The 19,124-nt window shown below is 71.9% G+C and carries 19 protein-coding genes and 1 riboswitch; of the genes, 11 read left to right on the plus strand and 8 right to left on the minus strand.

The genetic code is table 11. From position 1 onward, the window contains the following. The first annotated feature begins 1 nt into the window (after position 1). The 5 genes from ACLKM7_RS17360 (at position 2) to ACLKM7_RS17380 (ending at position 3,415) form a co-directional block, all read left to right on the plus strand. The gene (locus ACLKM7_RS17360; RefSeq protein WP_436448550.1) at positions 2-403 is read left to right on the plus strand and encodes a phage holin family protein; all 402 of its coding nucleotides are present in this window, start codon (positions 2-4) and stop codon (positions 401-403) included. After that, the gene (locus tag ACLKM7_RS17365) at positions 393-671 is read left to right on the plus strand and encodes a hypothetical protein (protein WP_436448551.1); all 279 of its coding nucleotides are present in this window, start codon (positions 393-395) and stop codon (positions 669-671) included. Before ACLKM7_RS17360 ends, ACLKM7_RS17365 begins: the two co-directional genes overlap by 11 nt. Before the next feature lie 176 nt (positions 672-847). Further along, entirely contained in the window at positions 848-1,687 is an 840-nt protein-coding gene (locus ACLKM7_RS17370; protein ID WP_436448552.1) for a uroporphyrinogen-III synthase, read from the plus strand. Further along, the gene (gene cofD, locus ACLKM7_RS17375; RefSeq protein ID WP_436448553.1) at positions 1,684-2,670 is read left to right on the plus strand and encodes a 2-phospho-L-lactate transferase; all 987 of its coding nucleotides are present in this window, start codon (positions 1,684-1,686) and stop codon (positions 2,668-2,670) included. The genes ACLKM7_RS17370 and cofD overlap by 4 nt, the downstream gene beginning before the upstream one ends. Position 2,671: 1 nt before the next feature. Beyond that, complete coding sequence (locus ACLKM7_RS17380; RefSeq protein WP_436448554.1) at positions 2,672-3,415, plus strand: sulfite exporter TauE/SafE family protein; 744 nt, start codon at positions 2,672-2,674, stop codon at positions 3,413-3,415. 22 nt (positions 3,416-3,437) lie between these two features. Here ACLKM7_RS17380 and ACLKM7_RS17385 read toward each other — a convergent pair whose 3' ends face one another. From ACLKM7_RS17385 to cofG, 5 genes are all read right to left on the minus strand, one after another. Next, positions 3,438-3,869, minus strand: coding sequence for a cupin domain-containing protein (locus ACLKM7_RS17385; RefSeq protein ID WP_436448555.1), 432 nt, complete (start codon positions 3,867-3,869; stop codon positions 3,438-3,440). 85 nt (positions 3,870-3,954) lie between these two features. Continuing rightward, positions 3,955-4,578 (minus strand): 2-phospho-L-lactate guanylyltransferase, encoded by a 624-nt coding sequence (gene cofC / locus ACLKM7_RS17390; protein WP_436448556.1) that lies wholly within the window; start codon positions 4,576-4,578, stop codon positions 3,955-3,957. Positions 4,579-4,697: 119 nt separating this feature from the next. Next, on the minus strand, positions 4,698-5,711 hold the full coding sequence (gene fgd / locus ACLKM7_RS17395) for a glucose-6-phosphate dehydrogenase (coenzyme-F420) (RefSeq protein ID WP_436448557.1): 1,014 nt from the start codon (positions 5,709-5,711) through the stop codon (positions 4,698-4,700). Further along, complete coding sequence (locus ACLKM7_RS17400; protein ID WP_436448558.1) at positions 5,708-7,231, minus strand: flavin-containing monooxygenase; 1,524 nt, start codon at positions 7,229-7,231, stop codon at positions 5,708-5,710. The genes fgd and ACLKM7_RS17400 overlap by 4 nt, the downstream gene beginning before the upstream one ends. Continuing rightward, entirely contained in the window at positions 7,228-9,702 is a 2,475-nt protein-coding gene (gene cofG, locus ACLKM7_RS17405; protein ID WP_436448682.1) for a 7,8-didemethyl-8-hydroxy-5-deazariboflavin synthase CofG, read from the minus strand. The genes ACLKM7_RS17400 and cofG overlap by 4 nt, the downstream gene beginning before the upstream one ends. Before the next feature lie 112 nt (positions 9,703-9,814). Here cofG and ACLKM7_RS17410 point away from each other — a divergent pair, with 112 nt between their 5' ends. Beyond that, a complete protein-coding gene (locus ACLKM7_RS17410) occupies positions 9,815-10,279 on the plus strand; it encodes a hypothetical protein (protein ID WP_436448559.1) in 465 nt (154 codons plus the stop codon). 12 nt (positions 10,280-10,291) lie between these two features. On the opposite strand, the gene ACLKM7_RS17415 is transcribed toward ACLKM7_RS17410, so the two are convergent. After that, positions 10,292-11,107, minus strand: coding sequence for an ABC transporter permease (locus ACLKM7_RS17415; protein ID WP_436448560.1), 816 nt, complete (start codon positions 11,105-11,107; stop codon positions 10,292-10,294). Continuing rightward, positions 11,104-13,002 carry an ATP-binding cassette domain-containing protein gene (locus ACLKM7_RS17420; protein ID WP_436448561.1) on the minus strand — a complete coding sequence of 633 codons (1,899 nt, stop codon included), beginning with the start codon at positions 13,000-13,002 and terminating at the stop codon, positions 11,104-11,106. Before ACLKM7_RS17420 ends, ACLKM7_RS17415 begins: the two co-directional genes overlap by 4 nt. Positions 13,003-13,225: 223 nt before the next feature. On the opposite strand from ACLKM7_RS17420, the gene ACLKM7_RS17425 reads away from it, so the two are divergent. The 4 genes from ACLKM7_RS17425 to ACLKM7_RS17440 all read left to right on the plus strand — a co-directional run bounded on the left by ACLKM7_RS17425 (position 13,226) and on the right by ACLKM7_RS17440 (position 16,677). Continuing rightward, the gene (locus ACLKM7_RS17425; protein WP_436448562.1) at positions 13,226-14,290 is read left to right on the plus strand and encodes an enoyl-CoA hydratase/isomerase family protein; all 1,065 of its coding nucleotides are present in this window, start codon (positions 13,226-13,228) and stop codon (positions 14,288-14,290) included. 5 nt (positions 14,291-14,295) lie between these two features. Continuing rightward, complete coding sequence (locus ACLKM7_RS17430; RefSeq protein WP_436448563.1) at positions 14,296-15,138, plus strand: LssY C-terminal domain-containing protein; 843 nt, start codon at positions 14,296-14,298, stop codon at positions 15,136-15,138. Next, positions 15,135-15,674, plus strand: a complete 540-nt coding sequence (locus ACLKM7_RS17435; RefSeq protein ID WP_436448564.1) for a hypothetical protein — start codon at positions 15,135-15,137, stop codon at positions 15,672-15,674. Before ACLKM7_RS17430 ends, ACLKM7_RS17435 begins: the two co-directional genes overlap by 4 nt. Before the next feature lie 76 nt (positions 15,675-15,750). Continuing rightward, complete coding sequence (locus ACLKM7_RS17440) at positions 15,751-16,677, plus strand: DnaJ domain-containing protein (RefSeq protein ID WP_436448565.1); 927 nt, start codon at positions 15,751-15,753, stop codon at positions 16,675-16,677. Between the two features lie 27 nt (positions 16,678-16,704). Here ACLKM7_RS17440 and ACLKM7_RS17445 read toward each other — a convergent pair whose 3' ends face one another. Then, positions 16,705-18,339 (minus strand): D-alanyl-D-alanine carboxypeptidase, encoded by a 1,635-nt coding sequence (locus tag ACLKM7_RS17445; protein WP_436448566.1) that lies wholly within the window; start codon positions 18,337-18,339, stop codon positions 16,705-16,707. 38 nt (positions 18,340-18,377) lie between these two features. Beyond that, positions 18,378-18,487, plus strand: a riboswitch (TPP riboswitch). Between ACLKM7_RS17445 and ACLKM7_RS17450 the strand changes: the two genes are divergently transcribed. Then, positions 18,480-19,124, plus strand: a complete 645-nt coding sequence (locus ACLKM7_RS17450; protein WP_436448567.1) for an ECF transporter S component — start codon at positions 18,480-18,482, stop codon at positions 19,122-19,124. It overlaps the preceding riboswitch by 8 nt.

A 19,124-nucleotide genomic window follows, 5' to 3' on the forward strand; every position in this document is an offset into this window, starting at 1 on the left:
CATGACGACGCCGCGTGGATTCCGCGACCGCGCGGATGACAGCCTGCTGACGCTGCTCGGCGAGATCCCGGAACTCATCCGCAACCTCGTCATCGCCGAGATCGACGCCGCAAAGGTGTGGCTTGCACGCACCGCGAAGGACGGCGGCTGGGGCGCGCTGTGGGCGTTCGCCGCGCTGTTCGTGCTGTTCTGGTCGGTACCCGCACTGGGAACCTGGGCCATCGCCGGTCTTTCGTCATGGTGGCCGGTATGGCTGTCGGCGCTCGTCGTCTTCTTCGGGATGCTGATCGTCGCCGTCGTGCTGGCGCTCCTCGGCATCCTCCGCTTCCGCAAGATCGGCAAGCGCCAGAACCCCGCCCAGTCGATCGCCCAGGATGTGAAGGAGGTGCGCGATGAGCTCTGACGCGCCCGTGCCGGTGCCGCGCACCGCCGTGCCGATCGGCATCGCCGACCCAGTCGAACAGGCTCGCGCCGAGCTGAAGGCGGCGCTGGCTGCCATCGAAGAGAAGGCCAATGTGCCCAAGCGGCTCGGGATCGCCGTGGACGAGGGCGTGACCAAGGCTCGCGCGTTCCAGCGGCGCAACCCCGTCGCGGCCACCGCGGCGGTCGTCGTCGGCGCCCTGGCGATCGGCGCCGCCGTCTGGGGATTCGTCCGCCTGTACACACGCTGAACCCGCCCCCGATCACACCTTTCGCGATGAGGGGTATGCTCGGGAGGCGAGGCAGTGCAATGGTGCGTATGCTGCCGACGCGCGAACCCGATTCAATCGCGCTTCGGCTGCTCGAACGTCCTGGGCGGCCGACTGAGCACCACGAGAGTCGACCCCTTCATGAACACCGCTACCCAATGAACGCCGGCGTGCAGCATCCCACCGCCAAGCCCTTGACCGGCTGGCGCGTTCTCGTGCCCCGAGGCGGACCCTGGGGCGACGGCGTCGCCGCGTCCCTGCGGCGCCAGGGGGCGACCCCGGTGATCGCGCCGCTCATCAACTTCGCGCCCACGAACGACCAGGCCGCACTCGAGCAGTCGCTCGCGGATCTGGCCGCCGGAGCATTCGACTGGCTCACCGTCACGAGCGCGACGACCGTGGATGTGCTGTACGCCTACCGGGCGATCGTGCCGCCGAAGACGCGCATCGCCGCGGTCGGCGAGACGACCGCGGCCGCGCTGCTCGCGGTCGGCTATCGCGTGGACCTCGTCCCCGAGCAGGACAACTCCGCCGCCGGCATGGCCGAGCAGCTCATCGCCCTCGAGCCGGAGGCGCGTGACATCCTCACGCTGCGCAGCGAGATCGCCAAGCCCGTGCTCACCCGCAAGCTGTCCGACGCGGGGCACCGGGTGCGCAGCGTCGTGGCGTACCGCACCGTCGGCGTGCCGGTCACCGAGCGCATCGCCGAGGATGTGCGTTCCGGCCGCATCAACGCGATCCTCGTCACGAGCGGGTCGGTGGCAGAGCAGGTCCACGCGCAGTTCCCCGACGTGCCCGAGACGACGCTGATCGCGGCGATCGGGCCCCGTACCGCCAAGGATGCGAAGCGAGCCGGCCTCGAGGTGGACGTGGTCGCCCCGACGCAGACGGTGGACGCGCTGATCGATGCGGTCGCGACCTTCTCGCTGCCGCACGCGGCCGACGAGTTCGCCCCCCGCACCGGCGCGCTGCCGCTCCCGGGAGCCGACCGCCGTTGAGCCACCCGCCGCCCCGCGTCGTCGTGCTCGCCGGTGGCGTCGGCGGCTCGAAGTTCGTCCTCGGCGTGCGCAGCGCGCTGCGTGCCCGCGGCTGGGAAGACACGGCATCCGCCCTCACCGTCGTGGTCAACACCGGCGATGACATCTGGCTCTCGGGTGTGCGGCTGCAGCCCGACGTGGACTCCGTGACCTACGCGCTCGCCGGCGTCAACGACAGCGAGCGCGGCTGGGGCCGGCAGGGCGACAGCGAGCGCGTGAACCACGAACTCCAGCAATGGGGCGCCGGCTGGCCCTGGTTCACGCTCGGAGACCTGGACCTCGGCACCCACCTGGCTCGCACCGGATGGCTGAGGGAGGGGCTGACACCGACTGCCGTGCTGGAGCGGATGTCGCACCGCTGGGATCTGGGCGCGCGTCTGCTGCCGATGACCGACGCCGAGGTCGACACGCTCGTCGAGCTCGAAGACGGCGCGCGACTGCACTTCCAGGAGTGGTGGACACGGCACCGCGCGGCACTCGCGCCGGCCGGTTTCCACAACCCCGGGATAGACCGGGCGGCACCTGCTCCGGGCGTGCTCGAGGCCATCGCCGCGGCCGACGTGGTGCTCCTCGCGCCGTCGAACCCCGTCGTGTCGATCGGCCCGATCCTCGCGGTGCCCGGAACGCGCGACGCGCTTGCCCGGACCTCCGCCCGTGTCGTCGGGGTATCCCCGATCATCGGCGGCAAGGTTGTGCGGGGTATGGCTGACGTCTGCCTGACCGCTATAGGCGTCGAGACCTCCGCGGCCGCGGTCGCCGCGCACTACCGCGCACGCGATGCCGGGGGCCTGCTCGACGCGTGGCTCATCGCCGAGGAGGACGAGGCCTCCGCCGCCGACGTGGCCGGTCTCGGCATCCGTTCCGTCGTCACGCCGCTGTGGATGACGGATGCCGCGCGCTCCGCCGCCCTCGCCGAGACCGCGCTCGGCGCAGCCGACGTGTGACGTGCCCGAGCTGACCTGGTTCGCATGGGCGCTGCTCGCGCTCGCCGCGGTCATCGTGGGACTGTCCAAGACCGCCGTGCCCGGCGCCGGCACGCTCGCCGTGGCGATCTTCGCCGCCGTGCTGCCCGCGCGGCAATCCACCGGCACACTGCTGCTGCTCCTGATCGTCGCCGACCTGTTCGCGGTCACGATGTACCGTCGGCACGCGAACTGGCGGGCGCTGCTGCGCCTGGCTCCCGCCGTCGTGGCCGGCGTGCTGCTGGGTGTCGTGTTCCTCGCGTTCGCCGGCGACATCTGGGTCAAGCGGACGATCGGGGTGATTCTGATCCTCGTCATCGCGATCACCCTGCTGCGCCGCCGCTTCGGGGCAGGCGTGTCGGACGACGGGCCCCACCGCGTGGCCGCCGCGACCTATGGTGCGCTGGGCGGCTTCACGACGATGGTCGCCAACGCCGCCGGTCCCGTGATGTCGATGTACTTCCTGGCCGCGCGGTTCCCCGTGAAGGAGTTCCTCGGCACCGCCGCGTGGTTCTTCGCCATCGTCAATCTGTTCAAGGTGCCGTTCTCGATCGGGCTCGGCATCATCACGCCGCCCGGCCTGCTCCTGGACCTCGTGCTGGTGCCACTCGTGGTCGGCGGCGCGCTGGTCGGGCGGCGCCTGGCCGACCGGCTCGACCAGAAGCTCTTCGAACGGCTCGTCATCGGCTTCACCATCGTCGGAGCGGTGTACCTGCTCGTAGCCTGAGGGCACGCTTCGCGAACGGCGTTCAGTTCCAGGGGGAGGGGCGGTCCGGGTCGCGTTCGCCGTCGTCGGGCAGGTGCGGCAGTTCGGTGCCGCCCGCGCGGATGCACAGCCAGCGCAACTGCTCGGGGCTGTCGGGCACCGCGCGCCACGTGCGCCACACACCCTGGCCCACGCGGACCACCGTGCCGGGACCGACGTCGACGATGTCGTCGTCGAGCCCCATCTGGCCGCGGCCGGCGAGAAACACGTACAGCTCTTCGATGCGAGCGTGGCGGTGCCAGTAGCCGGCATCCTCGCCCGGTTCATAGGCGTTGGCCGTCATGCCGATGTACTGCATGGTGATGTCGTGGTCGACGACCCGCCGTCCGTCGCGCGAGCTGTCGGGCCGGAACCCGCCGTAGTGCTCCCGCCACTCGTCGAGGCCGCCCATCTCCAGCACCTGGTAGTCGCTCATCCCGCCAGGCTATCGGCGCGGCGGTCGGGACCGGCCGGGACGGCAGTTTCCCTCGTACGGATGGCGGACGGCGAACCGGCCCGTCTCAGGCGCCGAGCAGGGCAGCTGTTCGCGGGCCGAGCCCCAGCGCCCGGGCGACGTCGAGCTGGTCGGCCGTGTCGACGTCGCGACGCAGGGTCGAGGCATCCGCAATCTCGAGCGCCGTGCACCCGAGAGCGAGGTGCCGCACGAACGACCCCTCCCCGAACGACGACTGCCACGCCACGCCGGGCGCCGCGGTGACCAGGGTCGAGCCGGTGCCCTCGGCGTCGGCGACCACGGCGCGGGGGACGGATGCCGCGGCCCGCAGCGCGCCGGCGAGATCACGCGGTCGCAGCGCCGGGAGGTCGCCGAGGAGCGCCGCGCGGGGCATCCGTCCCGCCGGATCCATGGCCGCGATCCCGGTCGCTACCGCGGCGTCGAGTCCCCGGGGGTCGCCCTCGGGCACGAACCGCAGCGCCGGAATGGTGCCGGACTCACGGGCGAGCGCGGGGTCGTTCGTCACGACCACGACCTGCGCCACCGCCTCGCACGCCGTCGCGGCCTCGACGGTGTCGAGGGCGATCGCGTGCGCGAGCGCCGCGCGGTCGACGCCGGGCACGTCGAGGCGGGACTTGCCCCGGGCGGGCGGCTTCACGGGAACCACGACGATCCACCGCGTGTGCCGCAACTTCGCATCATCGCCCGACGGCGCTGCCGACGCGCCGGGATCCGCGTGGTGCGGCGCGCTGCGATCCGGAGTTACGGCACGCCGTACGCGTCCGAACAGCCCTCGCGGAACAGACCCGCTCACGCGCCGTACTTCGCGCGCAGTCGCGGCAGGATCTCTTCGCCGTACATGCGCAGGAAGGTGGCCTGGTCGTGACCGGGGTCGTGGAACACCAGGTGGCGGAACCCGTGATCGACGTACCAGCCGATGCGCTCGACGTGCTCGTCGGGATCGGTCGACACGATGAAGCGGGATGCTGCCCGCTCGATCGGCAGCTGCTCGCCGAGGCGCTGCATCTCGACCGGGTCGTCGACGCCCATCTTCTCGTCCGGCGTGAGCGCGAGGGGCGCCCAGAACCGGGTCTTCTCGCGAGCCGCCTCGAGGGAGTGGTCGAACGAGACCTTCACCTCGATGAGCGTGTCGATGTCGTCGCGCGTCCGGTCGGCCTTCGTCAGGCCCTCATCGAGCGCCGGCAGCAGCGTCTCGGTGTACAGCTCGGGCTTCTTGCCGGAGGTGGTGATGAAGCCGTCGGCGATGCGCCCGGCCAGCCGGGTCGCGGCCGGACCTGCGGCGCCGATGTAGATCCGCACCGGCTCGTCGAGCTTGTCGTAGATCGTGATGTTGCGCGCGGTGTAGTACGTGCCGTCGAACGTGACGCGGTCCTCCGACCACAGTCGCCGGATGAGCGCGAGCGCCTCCTTGAGCCGCTGGAACCGCTCCGGCGGATCGGGCCACGCCATCCCGAGATTCGCCTCGTTGAGCGCCTCGCCGGTGCCCACGCCCAGGATCACGCGCCCGGGGTACAGCACGCCGAGCGTCGCGAAGTCCTGCGCGACGACGGTCGGGTTGTAGCGGAAGGTCGGAGTCAGCACCGACGTTCCGATCAGCACCCTCGACGTCCTCGCCCCCAGCGCGCCGAGCCAAGGAACGGATGCCGGGGCGTGGCCGCCCTCGTGCAGCCAGGGCTGCAGGTGGTCGGAGATGAAGACCGAGTCGAAGCCCACCTCTTCGGCGAGAACGGCGTAGTCCAGGAGCTCGGTCGGGCCGAACTGCTCGGCGGAGGCCTTGTATCCGAAACGCAGCGGGACGGTCATGCGACTCCTTCGAGCGGGGCGCGCAGCGCCGAGGGGACGGGAAGCGGAACGGGGCCGGGCAGGAACTCCGAGCCGTCGGCCCGGGCCAGGCGCGCGCGGAACGCGTCGACAGTACCGGGCCACAGCAGGGTGAGGCGGCCCGAGCGTTCGTCGACGTACCAGTTGCGGCATCCGCCGGTCATCCAGGGGGTGGCTGCCGCGGCGGCGGCGATCTCGTCGGTGTAGGTGAGCTCGGCGACCGGGTCGACCCGCAGCACGCCGCCGACGGCGGCGCGGTTGTCTAGTACGCGGGCCACGTAGGCCGACTGCTCCTCGATCATGAGCACGGAGGAGGAGTGGCCGAGCGATGCGTTGGGCCCGTTGAGCACGAACAGGTTGGGGAACCCGGCGACGACGGTCGACGCGAACGACGTCATGCCGCCCGACCAGTGCGCCGCGAGCCGCTGACCGCCCTCGCCCACCACGAGCTCGGCGTACGGCTGCTGCGTCGAGGCGAACCCGGTCGCGAGCACGAGAGCGTCGACGTCGTGGCGGGTGCCGTCGGCGGCGATGAGCGTGGAGCCCTCGACCGCGGCCAGCGCGGTGGGAACGAGGGTGACGGCGTCGGAGGCGACGGCGGGGTAGAAGTCGTCCGACAGCAGCACGCGCTTGCACCCGAACGCGTAGCCGGGGGTGAGTGCCGCGCGCAGCGCCGGGTCGGTCACGTGCGCCTCGAGGTGGGCGAGTGCTTCCGCGGTGGCGCGGGCGGAGGCGACGGCATCCCCCGACCGCGAGGCGAAGCGCGCCTCGCCCTCGGCGTAGAGGTCGGCGCGCAGGCGCGCGAGCTCGTCAGGATGGGTGGCGAAGCGGTCCCGGTCGGCCGTGGAGTAGGCGGCGCCGCCGCGCGGCACGATCCACGCCGGGCTGCGCTGGAAGAGCGTCACGTGCGCCGCGTCGCGGGCGAGCTGCGGCACGATCTGCACGGCGCTCGCCCCGGTGCCCACGACGCCGACCCGCAGGCCGCCGAGATGGGCGTCGTGGTCCCAGCGCGCCGAGTGGAACAGCGGCCCCGGGAAGGTCTCGAGCCCGGTGATCTCGGGGATCGACGGCTCGGTCAGCCGGCCGCATGCCAGCACCAGCGCGTCCGCGACGACGTTGCCGGTCGAGGTCCCGATGCGCCACACCTCGTGCTCGGCATCCCAATCCGCCCAGTGCATCGCGGTGCCCAGGCGCAGGCGGTCGCCCAGCTGCTCCGTCTCGACGACGTGCTCGAGGTAGGCGTGGATCTCGTCTCCGCGTGCGAACGTGCCCGACCACGACGGGTTCGGGTGGGAGGCGAAGCCGTAGAGGTGCGACGGCACGTCGCACGCGACCCCGGGGTACGTGTTGTCGCGCCACGTGCCGCCGACGGAGGTGCCGCGCTCGAGCATGACGAAGTCGTCGCGGCCGGCGCGTCGCAACGCGATCGCCATGCCGATGCCGGCGAACCCCGCGCCGACGATCGCCACCTCGACGCGTGCCGTCGTTCCGGCGCCGGTCATCGCCATGCCGCCTTGCGGTCGGGCGCCGGCTCGCGGTAGTCGGTGGTGCGCTGGCGGAACGGCCGGAACAGGCGCCCCACGAGGGCCGCAGCATCCGTCACCGGCAGGACGAGGCCGTGCTCGATGCCCGCCTCGGGCTTCACACGACCGTCCAGCAGCGTGCCGCCGAGGTCGTCGCCGCCGGACTGCAGCAGGACGGCGGATGCCTCGCGCCCGACGCGCGTCCACGGGATCTGGATGTGCGGGATGCTGCCCGAGAGCAACAGCCGCGACACGGCCACCATCGCGCGATGCTCGTCGAGCGGCGCGCGCCCCGCGACGAGCGGAACGCCCCCCGCGGGCCGGGGCAGGGGGATCGGCACGAACTCCGTGAAGCCTCGCGTGTCGGACTGGATCGCGCGCAACCGGCGCAGATGCGCGATGCGCTCGGCGGCGGTCTCGACGTGGCCGTAGAACAGGACGCTGGTCGAGCGGAAGCCCGCGCGGTGCGCGGTGGTGATTCCTTCGATCCAGCGCTCGATCTCGAGGTCGCCGGGGGCGACGAGGCCGCGGACCCGTTCGCTCAGCACCTTGACACCCGTGCCCGGCACGGTGTCGACGCCGGCCTCGCGCAGGGCGGTGAGGGCGCCCTCGAGGCCGAGTCCGCCGCGGTCGGCGAGGTCCCGCACGTCCTGCGGGCGGTAGGCATGAAGGTGGATGCGCGGCGTGGCAGCCTTCACCGCACGGACGATGTCGAGGTAGCCGTCGGGGCTCTCCGTCGCCGGCAGCATGCCCTGCACGCACAGCTCCGTCGCGCCCAGCTCCCATGCGTCGGCCGCCACGGCGGCGACGTCGTCGATGGTGAAGGTCTCGGGGTCGGGGGAGGGCCCCGACCGCAGGCCGCTCGAGGTGAGGTTGCGGTTGACGACGAGGCTGACGGCCTCGCCGACGGTGTACCGGCGCACGTCGTCGGCCGCCGCGGCGAGTGCGTCCAGGTCATCGCCCGTCGCTTCGAGCAGCGCGACCCACTCCGCGTCGTCGAGGGCCAGCGGGTCGGCCGCCGCGGCCTCGGCGAGACGTCGCACCTCCGCCTCCCGTCGAGAATTCAGGAGATCCGGCGTGCCGGGCCCGCTCGACGGCCGGTCTGGCGGCGTGTCTCCTGTTCTCTCGACGTCCTGCCGTGAAAGCGCTGGGACGGATCGCGCAGGACCGGCGCCCGACGCCGCCGAACCGGCGATCCGGCCCGCGGCTTCGACGGCACCGACCTCGCCGACCGCGGCGAGACCCGTGGCCGGGTCCGCCAGGGCCGCGACGGCGGGTCGCAGGGCGGGGTCGATCCAGGTCTCGGCGTCGAGGACGAACCCGGGCTGCGCGGTGAGGCGCTCGCGCAGCTCGAAGCCCAGCTCGGTGGTCATGCGCGCGAGATCGTCGAGGTGCGGCCACGGACGCTCGGGGTTGACGTGGTCGGCGGTCAGCGGCGAGACCCCACCCCAGTCGTCGGCGCCGGCGCGCACGAGCAGCCCGAACTCGGTGGGATCCGAGAGATTCGGCGGCACCTGGATCCGCATGTGGGGGCCCATCACCAACCGGGCGACCGCGACGGCGGCGACGTACTCCCGCAGCTCGGCGTCGGGTGCGCCCTGCATCGCCGTGCGGGGCTTCGCGCGGAAGTTCTGCACGATGACCTCTTGCACATGCCCGTGCCGCTCGTGCGCCTCGCGGAGGGCGACGAGCGAGTCCGCCCGGTCGCGCAGCGTCTCGCCGATACCCACGAGGATCCCCGTCGTGAAGGGCACGCGCTCGCGCCCGGCGGCGTCGATCACCTCGAGACGCAGGTCGGGATCCTTGTCGGGCGAGCCGAAGTGCACCTGACCGGGCTCTTCGAAGAGCCGGCGCGACGTCGTCTCGAGCATCATGCCCATCGAGGGGGCCGTCGGACGCAGCATCCGGATCTCATCCGCGCTCATGACGCCCGGGTTCAGGTGCGCGAGCAGTCCCGTCTCAGCCGTCACGAGGCGGGCGATGTGGCCGACATAGTCGAGCGTCGATGCGAAGCCGTGCTCGTCGAGCCACGCGCGCGCCTCGGGCCAGCGGTCCTCCGGACGGTCGCCGAGGGTCAGCAGCACCTCTTTGCAGCCCATCGCCTGTCCCTGCCGCACGACGGCGAGCACCTGCTCGGGCGACATGTAGGCCGGCTTGTGCTTCTTGAGCAGCTGGCCGGGGGTGTCGACGAACACGCAGTAGTGGCACCGGTCGCGGCACAGCGTGGTCAGCGGCACGAAGACCTTGCGTGAGTACGTCAGGATCCCGGGGCGACCGGATGCCGCGAGCCCCGCGTCGCGGACGGCTCCGGCAAGCTCGAGCAGATGCTCGAAATCGGCACCCGAAACCCCCAGCAGCGTCTCGGCGTCCGCAGCTTCCAGACGCTCGCCCGCGGCAGCGCGCGCCAGTGCTTCGGCGGGTGCGGGGGTCATGGTGACGGAGGGAGACACGGCGGTCACCGATCCAGTCTCGCACCGCGCGCGCTGTCCGGGGTCGCGGATCGTTGCCCTCCTGTAAGCAAATCAGCCCGGATCGGCCCGGCAGCGCTGGCAGACTAGTGCCATGGTGACGCTGCTGCTCGACTCGACGCAGCTCGAGGTCGTGCTGTCGGGAGCCGAGCGCGCCATGGCATTCCGCAAGGGGAATGTGGCGATCGAGCGCTCCACCATCACGAAGGTGCAGCTGACCGAGGACGCCTGGACCTGGTTGCGCGGCGTTCCGAGCCCCGGCACGCACCTGAAGGGCGTCGTCGCGATGGGCACATGGCGGTCTGCCGGTGGCGACGATTTCGCCGTGATCCGCCGCCGTCGTCCGAGCGTCGTGATCGATCTCGAGGGCCACCCCGAGTTCCAGCGGGTCATCGTGACGACCCGTCACGGTCTCGCGCTCGTCCAGGCTCTGCGTCTGGAGGTGGACGAGGAACCGGCGGATGTCGCCGACATCGCGTCCGAGACCGGTTCGACGCCCACGGCCCCGGTGAAGAAGGCGCGGCCGCGCAAGGCGCCAGCGCCCGCGCCCGCCGTCTGACCCGGCCTTCGCTCAGCTGACGTCGCGTCGCCAGCTGAGCAGGTGTCCGAGGAGGATCAGCACGACGGCGTATGCGAGCAGGACCAGCGCGCCCAGCCACCACTCGAGCTGCACGAGCGAGCCCTCGGGCACGCCCATCAGGAACACGCTCGCGCCGACCAGGGCGTCGCTCGCGGCGCCCGGGAGGTATTGCGTGACATTCGCGAGACCGTCCACGAAGGAGGACGCTGCCCGCCCGATCGGCTCGAGGAATTGCGTGAACACCAGTACGCCGACGATCGCGCCCACCTGGTTGCGCACCAGTGCGCCGACCCCGATGCCGATGAGCGTCCAGAGGACGTAGGCGAGCAGCATCCGCCCGATCATCGCCCACGTGTCGACCGAGTCGAACCCGGTGTCGAGTCCGAACGCCGCGAGGAAGGCGGCCGACGCGCCGACGGAGGCGACGATGCCGATCGCACCGAACAGCGCGCCCATGAGCACGCCGACCGTGAGCTTCGCCGCGAGCACGCGGCCCCGGCGCGGAGTCGCGAGGAACGTGGGGGTCAGCGTCTTGTGGCGGAACTCGGTCGTCACCATGAGCGTGCCGATGAGCAGCGGGAAGACATAGCCCACCGCGGTCGCCGTGCTGTAGAGCACAGGGGCGAGGCCCTCCTCGGCCATCGGCGGTCCGTCGCCCAGAGCGCCTGTTGCGGCGGCGGCGAACACCCCGGCGAGCACCGACGCGGTGAAGCCGACGTACACGACGAGGACGATCGCGAGGATCCACCACAGCGATGTCGTGAACTGCTTGGTGGTCTCGGCACGCGTGGCCGCTGTGAGACTCATCGCTGCTCACCGCCTTCGGCGTCGTCGCGCTGGTCGTGCTCGGCACTGTCGGGGTCGGGGTCGGGGCCGGCATCGGGCGCCGGCTCGGGAGGGGATGCCTCGACACGTTCGCCCTCCGGGTCCTCCGATCCCTCGGGCTGCGGCGCCTCGGGCGCGGCCTCGGATTCGGGCTCGTGCTCCTGCGCGGCGCTGGGCTCGGGCTCGGGTTCGGCTCCCGGTTCAGGTCCGTTCGCGGATTCGGATCCGTCGGCGGGTACGGGCTCGGCCGCCGTCTCCGGTTCCGGCTCGGACTCGGCTTCCGCTGCGGGTCCGTCTGCGGGCTCGGTCGCGGCTTCGGGTTCTTCCGTGGGCTCGGCGCCGCCGCCTTCCGACGGCTCGGAGCCCGATTCCTCCTCGTCGTCGAACCGTCCGAAGAAGCGGTCCGCCTCGACATCGGATTCCGTCTTGACGTGGTTCTCCCACGGGCGCTCCGACGACAGCTCCTCGTCGATCTCGCCGAGGGCCTCGACGTCCTCGTCCGAGTCGGCCGGCAGGTCGTCCTGGGGGACGATATCGATGATTCCGGTGCTCGCGACGGCGAACGCCGCGTGCGCTTCCGCCGGAGGCGTGATTCCGGATGCCGCGTCCGCGGTGCCATCCGGATCGTCCGCGGGCTGGGGGACGGGCTCGGGCGACTCGGTCGCGGCGGGCTCCTGGTCTGCGGGCGTCTCTTCGCCCGCCGGCTCGCCCCGGGTGGCTTCGGTCGTCGGCGCGTCTTCGGGCTCGAGCTCTGGCCCGGCAACCGGGGCGGCTTCGGTCACCGGTTCGGGCTCGGGCTCCGACTCGGCGATCGGCGCGGCCTCGGTCTCCGGCTCGACGACCGGCACCTGCGAGGGTTCGCTGCTGGCCGCCGCGCCCTCGCCCGGCACCGGCTCCGTCTCTACCTCGGCCACCTGAGCCGGGGTCGTCACCGCCACGCCCGCCTCGACCATCGCGAGGCCGCCGGCGGCGCTGGCGTGGACGCGGGTGCCGTTGACCAGGTCGAGGAACACCTCTTCGAGCGCCGGCCCGCGCCGCTGCAGCGACGACAGCGCGACACCCGCCGCGGCCGCCGCGGCGCCGACGGCCACCGGATCCATCCCGCGCACCGTCAGGCCGGACCGCAGGACCTCGAACGTCACACCGGCGCGTTCGAGTGCGGCCGTGAGCGCTGCCCGGTCGGGGGCGTCCACCACCGTCGCGTGCTCGGTCGGGTCGGAGAGCTCGTCGATCGTTCCCTGGAACACCAGCTGACCGCGCGAGATGATCAAGAGGGCGTCGGCCGTCTGCTGAACCTCCGCCAGCTGGTGCGACGACACCAGGACGGTGCGCCCCTCACGTGCCAGCTGCTGCAGGAAGCCGCGCATCCATCGGATGCCTTCGGGGTCGAGTCCGTTCGCCGGTTCGTCGAGCACGAGCACGCTGGGATCGCCTAGCAGCGCGTACGCGAGCCCCAGGCGCTGCCGCATGCCGAGGGAGTATCCGCCGACCTTTCTGCCCGCGGCATCCGTCAATCCCACCAGCCCGAGCACCTCGTCGACGCGTGCCGTGCCGAGCCCCGCAGCTTGCGCGTAGATCCGCAGGTGGTTCGCCGCGGTGCGGCCGGGATGGAAGCTGGATGCCTCGAGAACGGCGCCGACGGAATGCAGGGGCTTTTCGATGCGGGAGTACGGCACTCCGCCGATCGTCGCCGTGCCGTCGGTCGCGCGCACCAGGCCGAGGAGGATCCGCAGGGTCGTGGTCTTGCCGGCGCCGTTCGGACCCAGGAATCCGGTGACGCGGCCGGGCTCGACGCGGGCGGTGAGCCCGGAGACAGCCGTGACGGCGCCGAAGCGCTTGGTGACGTTCGAGAACTCCAGCGACTGTCCGTGGGGCATGCCGAACCTCTCGTCATCGTGAGCCGATCCTCCCCATCATGGCGGAACACGCATGCACAGCGCGAGACGCGTCCTCCTGCCCCCGCTCCGCCGACCTTGTCGTTCTCCCGCCGACCGTGTCGTTCTGCCGGCGAGCATGCCGACACGCTCGGCGCGGAAACGGCAAGGTGGGCGCGGGAAGGACATGCTCGACGCGGAGAGGGAGGGCGGTAACGTGGCGCTCGTGACCGATGCCGACGCCGAGCCCACCGTCCTCGCCCGTGCGAGCGGGGGACTGGGACAACTCACGCTCAACCGCCCGCGAGCCATCAACGCGCTGGACCTCGGCATGATCCGGCTGGCGCACGAGGCGCTGGACGCGTGGGAGCACGACACCGAGGTCGACATCGTGCTGCTGGACGGCGCGGGCGAGCGCGGGCTGTGCGCCGGGGGCGACGTTCGGGGGCTCGCCGAGCGGGTCAACGGGGGGCGAGCCGAAGAGACGGCGCAGTTCTTCCGCGAGGAGTACGCCCTCAACGCGCGCATCGCCGAATACCCCAAGCCGTTCGTCGCCTTCGCCGACGGCATCACGATGGGCGGCGGCATCGGCGTCGCCGGGCACGCCGCGATCCGCATCGTCACCGAGCGCTCGCAGCTGGCGATGCCCGAGACCCGCATCGGCTTCACCCCCGACGTCGGCGGAACGTGGCTGCTCGCCCGTGCCCCGGGCCGGCTGGGCGAGTACCTGGGTCTGACGGGAGCGGTGATGGATGCCTCCGACGCCGTCTACGCCGGATTCGCCGACCATTTCGTGCCCTCAGAGAATCTGGACGGTCTGCGCGACGCCCTCGAGACGCGCGCCGACCCGTCGAGCCCGACCGAGCTCGTGCTGCTCTTCGACGAGACGCCGCCCCCGCCGAAACTGGCCAAGGCCCGCGTGTGGATCGACGACGCGTTCGCCGCAGACACCGTGGCCGAGATCGTCGAGCGCCTGCGGGCGCGGCCCGAGCCGGAGGCATCCGCCACCGCCGACCTGCTCGGCGAGCTGTCGCCCACCGGACTCGCCGTCACCCTCGCTTCGGTGCGCCGCTCGCGTGAGCTGCCCGGGCTGCGCGACGCGCTCGCGCAGGAGTACGGGCTCGTGATGTGGTTCGCGATGACCCAGCCCGACCTGCCCGAGGGCATTCGCGCGCAGGTCATCGACAAGGATCGTTCGCCGCGCTGGACCCCCGCGACCCTGGCGGAACTGGATCCGGATGCCGCGGCATCCGCTCTCGCCTTCCGGCCCGAGACGCCACTCTGGGACTGAACACGATGGACGACGAGAACCGCTCGCAGGCCCGCCGCCGCCGCGCGTACTCGGTCGGGATCGCGATCGACTGGTTCTTCTTCGTCTTCGCCGGCGTCGCAGCGCTGTGGCTGGCCTACCTGAGCCTCACCGAGACGTTCCACGTCGGCTGGTGGGGCCTTCCGTTCTTCGTCGCGTTCTGGATGCTGCTGGCGTACCTCGTGCTGCCGCGGCTGCACCGGATCCTCACCACGATCTACGTGCCCGACTACTTCATCGGCCGCACCCGCACGAGCGACGGGTTGCTCGGGGACCCGGTGAACCTCGCGTTCCTCGGCGAGGGCGAGCAGATCGAGACCGCGTTGCGCGAGGCGGGCTGGACGAAGGCCGATCCGGTGACGCTGGCGTCGTCATGGCGCATCATCACGTCGACCATCCGGCGGCGCAGCTATCACCAGGCCCCGGTCAGCCCGCTGTTCCTGTTCGGACGGCAGCAGGACTTCGCCTATCAGCAGGAGGTCGACGGCAACCCGGCGCAGCGCCATCACGTGCGGTTCTGGAAGTGCCCCGAGGGGTGGCTGCTGCCGGGCGGGCGCCGCGTCGACTGGCTCGCCGCGGGCACGTTCGATACCAGCGTCGGGCTGTCGCTGTTCACGCTGCAGGTGACGCACCGCATCGACGCCGACACCGACGTCGAGCGCGACCACATCGTGTCGTCGATCCGGGATGCCGATTCTCGCGTGGTCGTGGACGTCATCTCGGACTTCGCCACCGGCTATCACGCCCGCAACGGTGGAGGCGACAGCATCCGCACCGACGGCGACCTGCCGATCGTCGACGTGCGCGCGCTCTCTGTGGTGGACGCATGACCGGCGTGCCGGGCGGCCCGCCCGCCCCGCAGCCGGAGAAGCGCCCTGCGTACGAGCCGGCCGCGCGGCTGCTCACACCCACGGGCTTCGCCCCCGACATGACGCGGCCCGCCAGCACGGTCGCGGGCGCGGCGCTCGTGCTGCTGCGGGTTCTGGCGGGTGTCGCCGTGCTCGTCGGGATCGCCACCGGCTGGGACGCCCTGCTGTCCGACCCCGACTCGGTGCTGGACGGCTTCGACCCGAGCCCGGAAGGAAGCCAGGCGGCCCTGTGGTTCGTGCTCGCGGCGGGCGGCACTGTGCTGCTGGTCGATCTGCTGCTGGCGATCTTCGTGTTCCTCGGCCGCAACTGGGCGCGCGTGATCGTCATGGTGATCTCCGCGCTGTCGATCAGCACGTCGTTCATCGCGTGGTGGGCGCAGGGTCAGGAGATCGAGATCCACACCACGTTCTTGTCGCTGAGCCTCGACATCCTCGTGCTGCTCGCGCTGTCGAGCCGCAGCGCGGCCGCATACGCCCGGCGGCACGAGCGGCGCTGAGAGCCGCCCTATCGCAGGTGCCGTAATCTGAATCTCCGGCTGCGTGCGCGCGGCAGAGGGAGCCTGGGGAGGGTGCGTGTTCGACAGTCCGCTGTCCGCGTCGGCCTACGAGGTGCTCGCGGTCGAGCCCGGCGTCGACCACGAGACGCTGCGCAAGGCCTACCGCCTGCGGTTGCGCCAGACCCACCCCGACACAGGTGGTGACGCCGCCGTCTTCGTGCAGGTGCAACGGGCCTGGGAGCTCGTGGGCACACCCGAAGCGCGTGCCGCTTATGACCGAGGTCACGGGTTCGGCGATGAGCCGGCCCCGGAGTGGTCGGGCTGGCGACCGCCCGCCGCGCGCACCGACACCCGCCCCCGTGCGCGGTCGTACGGGCATCCCGGCGGCTGGCGGCGTGAGCGGTATCTCGACCTCGTCCGCGAATGGGTGGGCCGAGGGGTCGCGATCGATGACCCGTACGACCCTGCGCTGGTGCGCTCTGCTCCGCACCATCTGCGGCGCCTCCTCGCCGACGCGCTCGCCGAGGAGGCCACGGCGCGCGTCGTCGCCGACCTCGGCATGGGCTACACCGTGTGGCACGACGTCCTGGCGGCGCGGAGGGATGCCGACCCCGACGCCAAGATCGACCACATCGTGCTCGGTCCGAGCGGGCTGTACGGCATCCTGTCCGAGGATTTCGGTGGCCCGGTGCGTCTGCGCCGCGGCGAGTTCGTCGGCGACGGCGTTCCGGGTGCGCCCATCGCGGAGCTGCTGGCGAGCATGCGCTCGATCGCACGGGCGGCCGGCGTGCGGTTCAGTGGCGCGATCGTCGTGCTGCCCGACGAGGACGTGCTCGAGCCGATCGACGAGATCGGCAAGGTCCGCGGCGTGAGGGTCGCGATCGTCTCGCGCAGTGCACTGGCCACCGTGCTGCGCCGCGGAGTCACCGGCGCGCGCGACGTCGGCGGCAACGAGGTCTTCGACGTGCGCACCCGCCTGCAGCAGACCGTGCGCTTCGCCTGAGCGAGGTGCGGGAGCAGGCCCGGGGGCTCAGCCGTTGAGACCGAACAGGTCCAGCGGGTGCGTGAGGCGCCACCACGGCGACGGGTCGTCGATATCGTCCGCGAGCTGCAGCTCGACGCTGGTCTCGTCGAGCGGCCCGGTCACGGTGAGCGTGCCCACCGCGGCGCCCTCGTCGCGCTGATCGCCGAGGTCGTAGGTGGTGCCGACGGTGCCGGCACCGCTGTTCCACAGCACGACCGACGCGTCGCCGGCCGTGACGATGTCGGCCGCATCGCCCCACCTCGTCTCGACGCGCCCGGCGACCGTGCCGGCCGTCACCGACGGCTTGAGCTGCAGCTCCTGCTCGAGCTGAGAGTACAGAGCGCGGGATGCCGTGAGGCGGGCTTCGTCGTCGGGCTGACCGAGCACCGACGCGTACAGGCGGACCGTGGTGTCGCCGACGGTGATGTCTTTCGCCGACAGGAGGTTCCAGGCATCCAGCGTGCCCGTCTTGATCCCGACGACGCCCGGATCGGCGAGCAGGCCGTTGGTGTTCTCGACGAGCCCTGCGCCGGGAAGCTCGACCACGGGCTTCGCGACGATCTCGGCGATGACCGGGTTCGCCAGCGCCTTCTGGGCGAGGGAGATGAGAGCTTCGGGGCTGGCGGTGTTGCCTTCGTCCATGCCCGTGGGCTCGACGACGGTGACACCCGGCACGCCGTGGTTGGCGAGCCACGTGTTCGCCGCCGACGCGAAGACGGCGTCCGTCGGCCACAGGTTCTGGGCGAGGCGGTCGGCGTAGTTGTTCGCCGAGCCGATCAGCATGCCCTCGAGCATCTGGTACTGCGTGAGCGATCCCCCGACGGGGACGTCCAGCGCCGACTCGCCATCGCTGCGGTACTCCCAGTAGCGCGTGCGATCCGCGCCGGTGAAGCGGAACTCGGGGCCCTGTTCTCCCGCCGCGAGCGGCATCTCGTCGAGGACCACGAGGGCCGTGACGACCTTGGTGATGCTCGCCATCGCGTCGGCGTCGGGAGCGGATGCCGGGGCCCCCGCGATGCCGCCCACCGAGATCGCGGCGCTGCCCTCGGCCGGCCACACCGGCGCGGTCGGCGGAGCCGGGATCGGCTGCACTTCGATCGCGGCCACGGTCGGTGCGACCGCGTGCAGTGGCCACAGGAGCGTCGTGGCCGAATAGGCGCCCACGAGCCCCGCGATCACGAGCGTGGGGACGACCACTCCCGCCCGCAGCGGTGAGCGGCGAGGGGCGTCGGCGAGCAGGTCGGTGCCGACCTGCACGTACGGTGTCGAGGCCGCGCTGAGGTCGCCGGGAGCCGCGGTCCGGCCGATGGTCGTGTCGTCGACCCACGCGAGCGCGACCGGGTGCGCGGCGTCACCGGACGCCGCGGGCAGCGTGCCGACGGGCGGAGCCGTCGTGTACGGCACAGCGGCGACGGTCGATGTCTCGGGGACCGCGACGACCGGGGCGGTGCTGCTGGCCGGGGCCGCGGCATCCGGAATCGAAGCGTCGGTCGCCGAAGCGGCGGTCACCGAAGCGTCCGTCGCCGCGGCGCCGACGGTCAGGATGCCGCCTTCCGCGTCGGCGGGCGGGACCACCGGGACGTCACCGGTCTGCGTCCGTCGCGCACGGCGCGTCGGCGCAGGAGCGTCATCCACAGTCACCCGCTCAAGATACCTTGCCGTCGCAGAGGTATACTCATCGCCACAACCACGGGAGTCCGGTGAGCCGGGCTGAGAGGAAGCGATCCACGCTTCGACCGTCGAACCTGATCCGGATCATGCCGGCGCAGGGAGGAGTCCACATGCACGCGTCCACGTCCGCATCCGCAAGCCCCCGGACCGCTTCGGCGCCACCGTCCCGCTACCGCTGGCGCGTCGTCGACATCGTCGTCGCCGCGGTCCTCGGCGTCGCCCTCGGTCTCGTCTTCTGGGCCTGGAACACGGTGGGTTACGCCTGGTTCACCGCGATGGACGGCCTGACCCCGGGCCTCGGCGGCCTCGCCGTCGGGATCTGGCTGATCGGCGGCGTGATCGGCGGCCTCGTCATCCGCAAGCCGGGAGCCGCGCTGCTGGTCGAGGTGATCGCCGCGATCGTCTCGATGCTCATCGGCAACGTCTGGGGCGTGTCGACGCTGCTGTCGGGTCTGGTGCAGGGCTTCGGCGCAGAGCTGATCTTCGCCCTGTTCCTGTACCGGCGCTTCACGCTTCCGGTCGCGATGCTCGCCGGTGTCGGCGCCGCCGCCGGCGCCTGGGTGTTCGAGCTCTTCTACGGCAGCTCGCCCAACATCCTGAAGACCGCCGAGTTCAACGCCATCTACCTCGGCTCGCTCGTGGTGTCGGGCGCGGTGCTGGCGGGACTCGTCGGGTGGCTCGCGGTGCGTGCGCTCGCCGCGACGGGCGCTCTCAACCGCTTCGCGGTCGGCCGCGAGGCGCAACGAGAGGTCTGA

The sequence above is a fragment of the Microbacterium sp. I2 genome (assembly GCF_051364985.1).
GTDB lineage: Bacteria > Actinomycetota > Actinomycetes > Actinomycetales > Microbacteriaceae > Microbacterium.

Excerpts from the sequence above, each read along its gene's own strand:
- ACLKM7_RS17370 (WP_436448552.1), top strand. The coding sequence starts at position 848 with ATGAACGCCGGCGTGCAGCATCCCACCGCCAAGCCCTTGACCGGCTGG.
- ACLKM7_RS17400 (WP_436448558.1), bottom strand. The coding sequence starts at position 7,231 with ATGACCGGCGCCGGAACGACGGCACGCGTCGAGGTGGCGATCGTCGGC.
- ACLKM7_RS17420 (WP_436448561.1), bottom strand. The coding sequence starts at position 13,002 with ATGCCCCACGGACAGTCGCTGGAGTTCTCGAACGTCACCAAGCGCTTC.
- ACLKM7_RS17365 (WP_436448551.1), top strand. The coding sequence starts at position 393 with ATGAGCTCTGACGCGCCCGTGCCGGTGCCGCGCACCGCCGTGCCGATC.
- ACLKM7_RS17450 (WP_436448567.1), top strand. The coding sequence starts at position 18,480 with ATGCACGCGTCCACGTCCGCATCCGCAAGCCCCCGGACCGCTTCGGCG.
- ACLKM7_RS17415 (WP_436448560.1), bottom strand. The coding sequence starts at position 11,107 with ATGAGTCTCACAGCGGCCACGCGTGCCGAGACCACCAAGCAGTTCACG.
- ACLKM7_RS17435 (WP_436448564.1), top strand. The coding sequence starts at position 15,135 with ATGACCGGCGTGCCGGGCGGCCCGCCCGCCCCGCAGCCGGAGAAGCGC.
- fgd (WP_436448557.1), bottom strand. The coding sequence starts at position 5,711 with ATGACCGTCCCGCTGCGTTTCGGATACAAGGCCTCCGCCGAGCAGTTC.
- ACLKM7_RS17385 (WP_436448555.1), bottom strand. The coding sequence starts at position 3,869 with ATGAGCGACTACCAGGTGCTGGAGATGGGCGGCCTCGACGAGTGGCGG.
- ACLKM7_RS17430 (WP_436448563.1), top strand. The coding sequence starts at position 14,296 with ATGGACGACGAGAACCGCTCGCAGGCCCGCCGCCGCCGCGCGTACTCG.
- ACLKM7_RS17360 (WP_436448550.1), top strand. The coding sequence starts at position 2 with ATGACGACGCCGCGTGGATTCCGCGACCGCGCGGATGACAGCCTGCTG.
- ACLKM7_RS17410 (WP_436448559.1), top strand. The coding sequence starts at position 9,815 with ATGGTGACGCTGCTGCTCGACTCGACGCAGCTCGAGGTCGTGCTGTCG.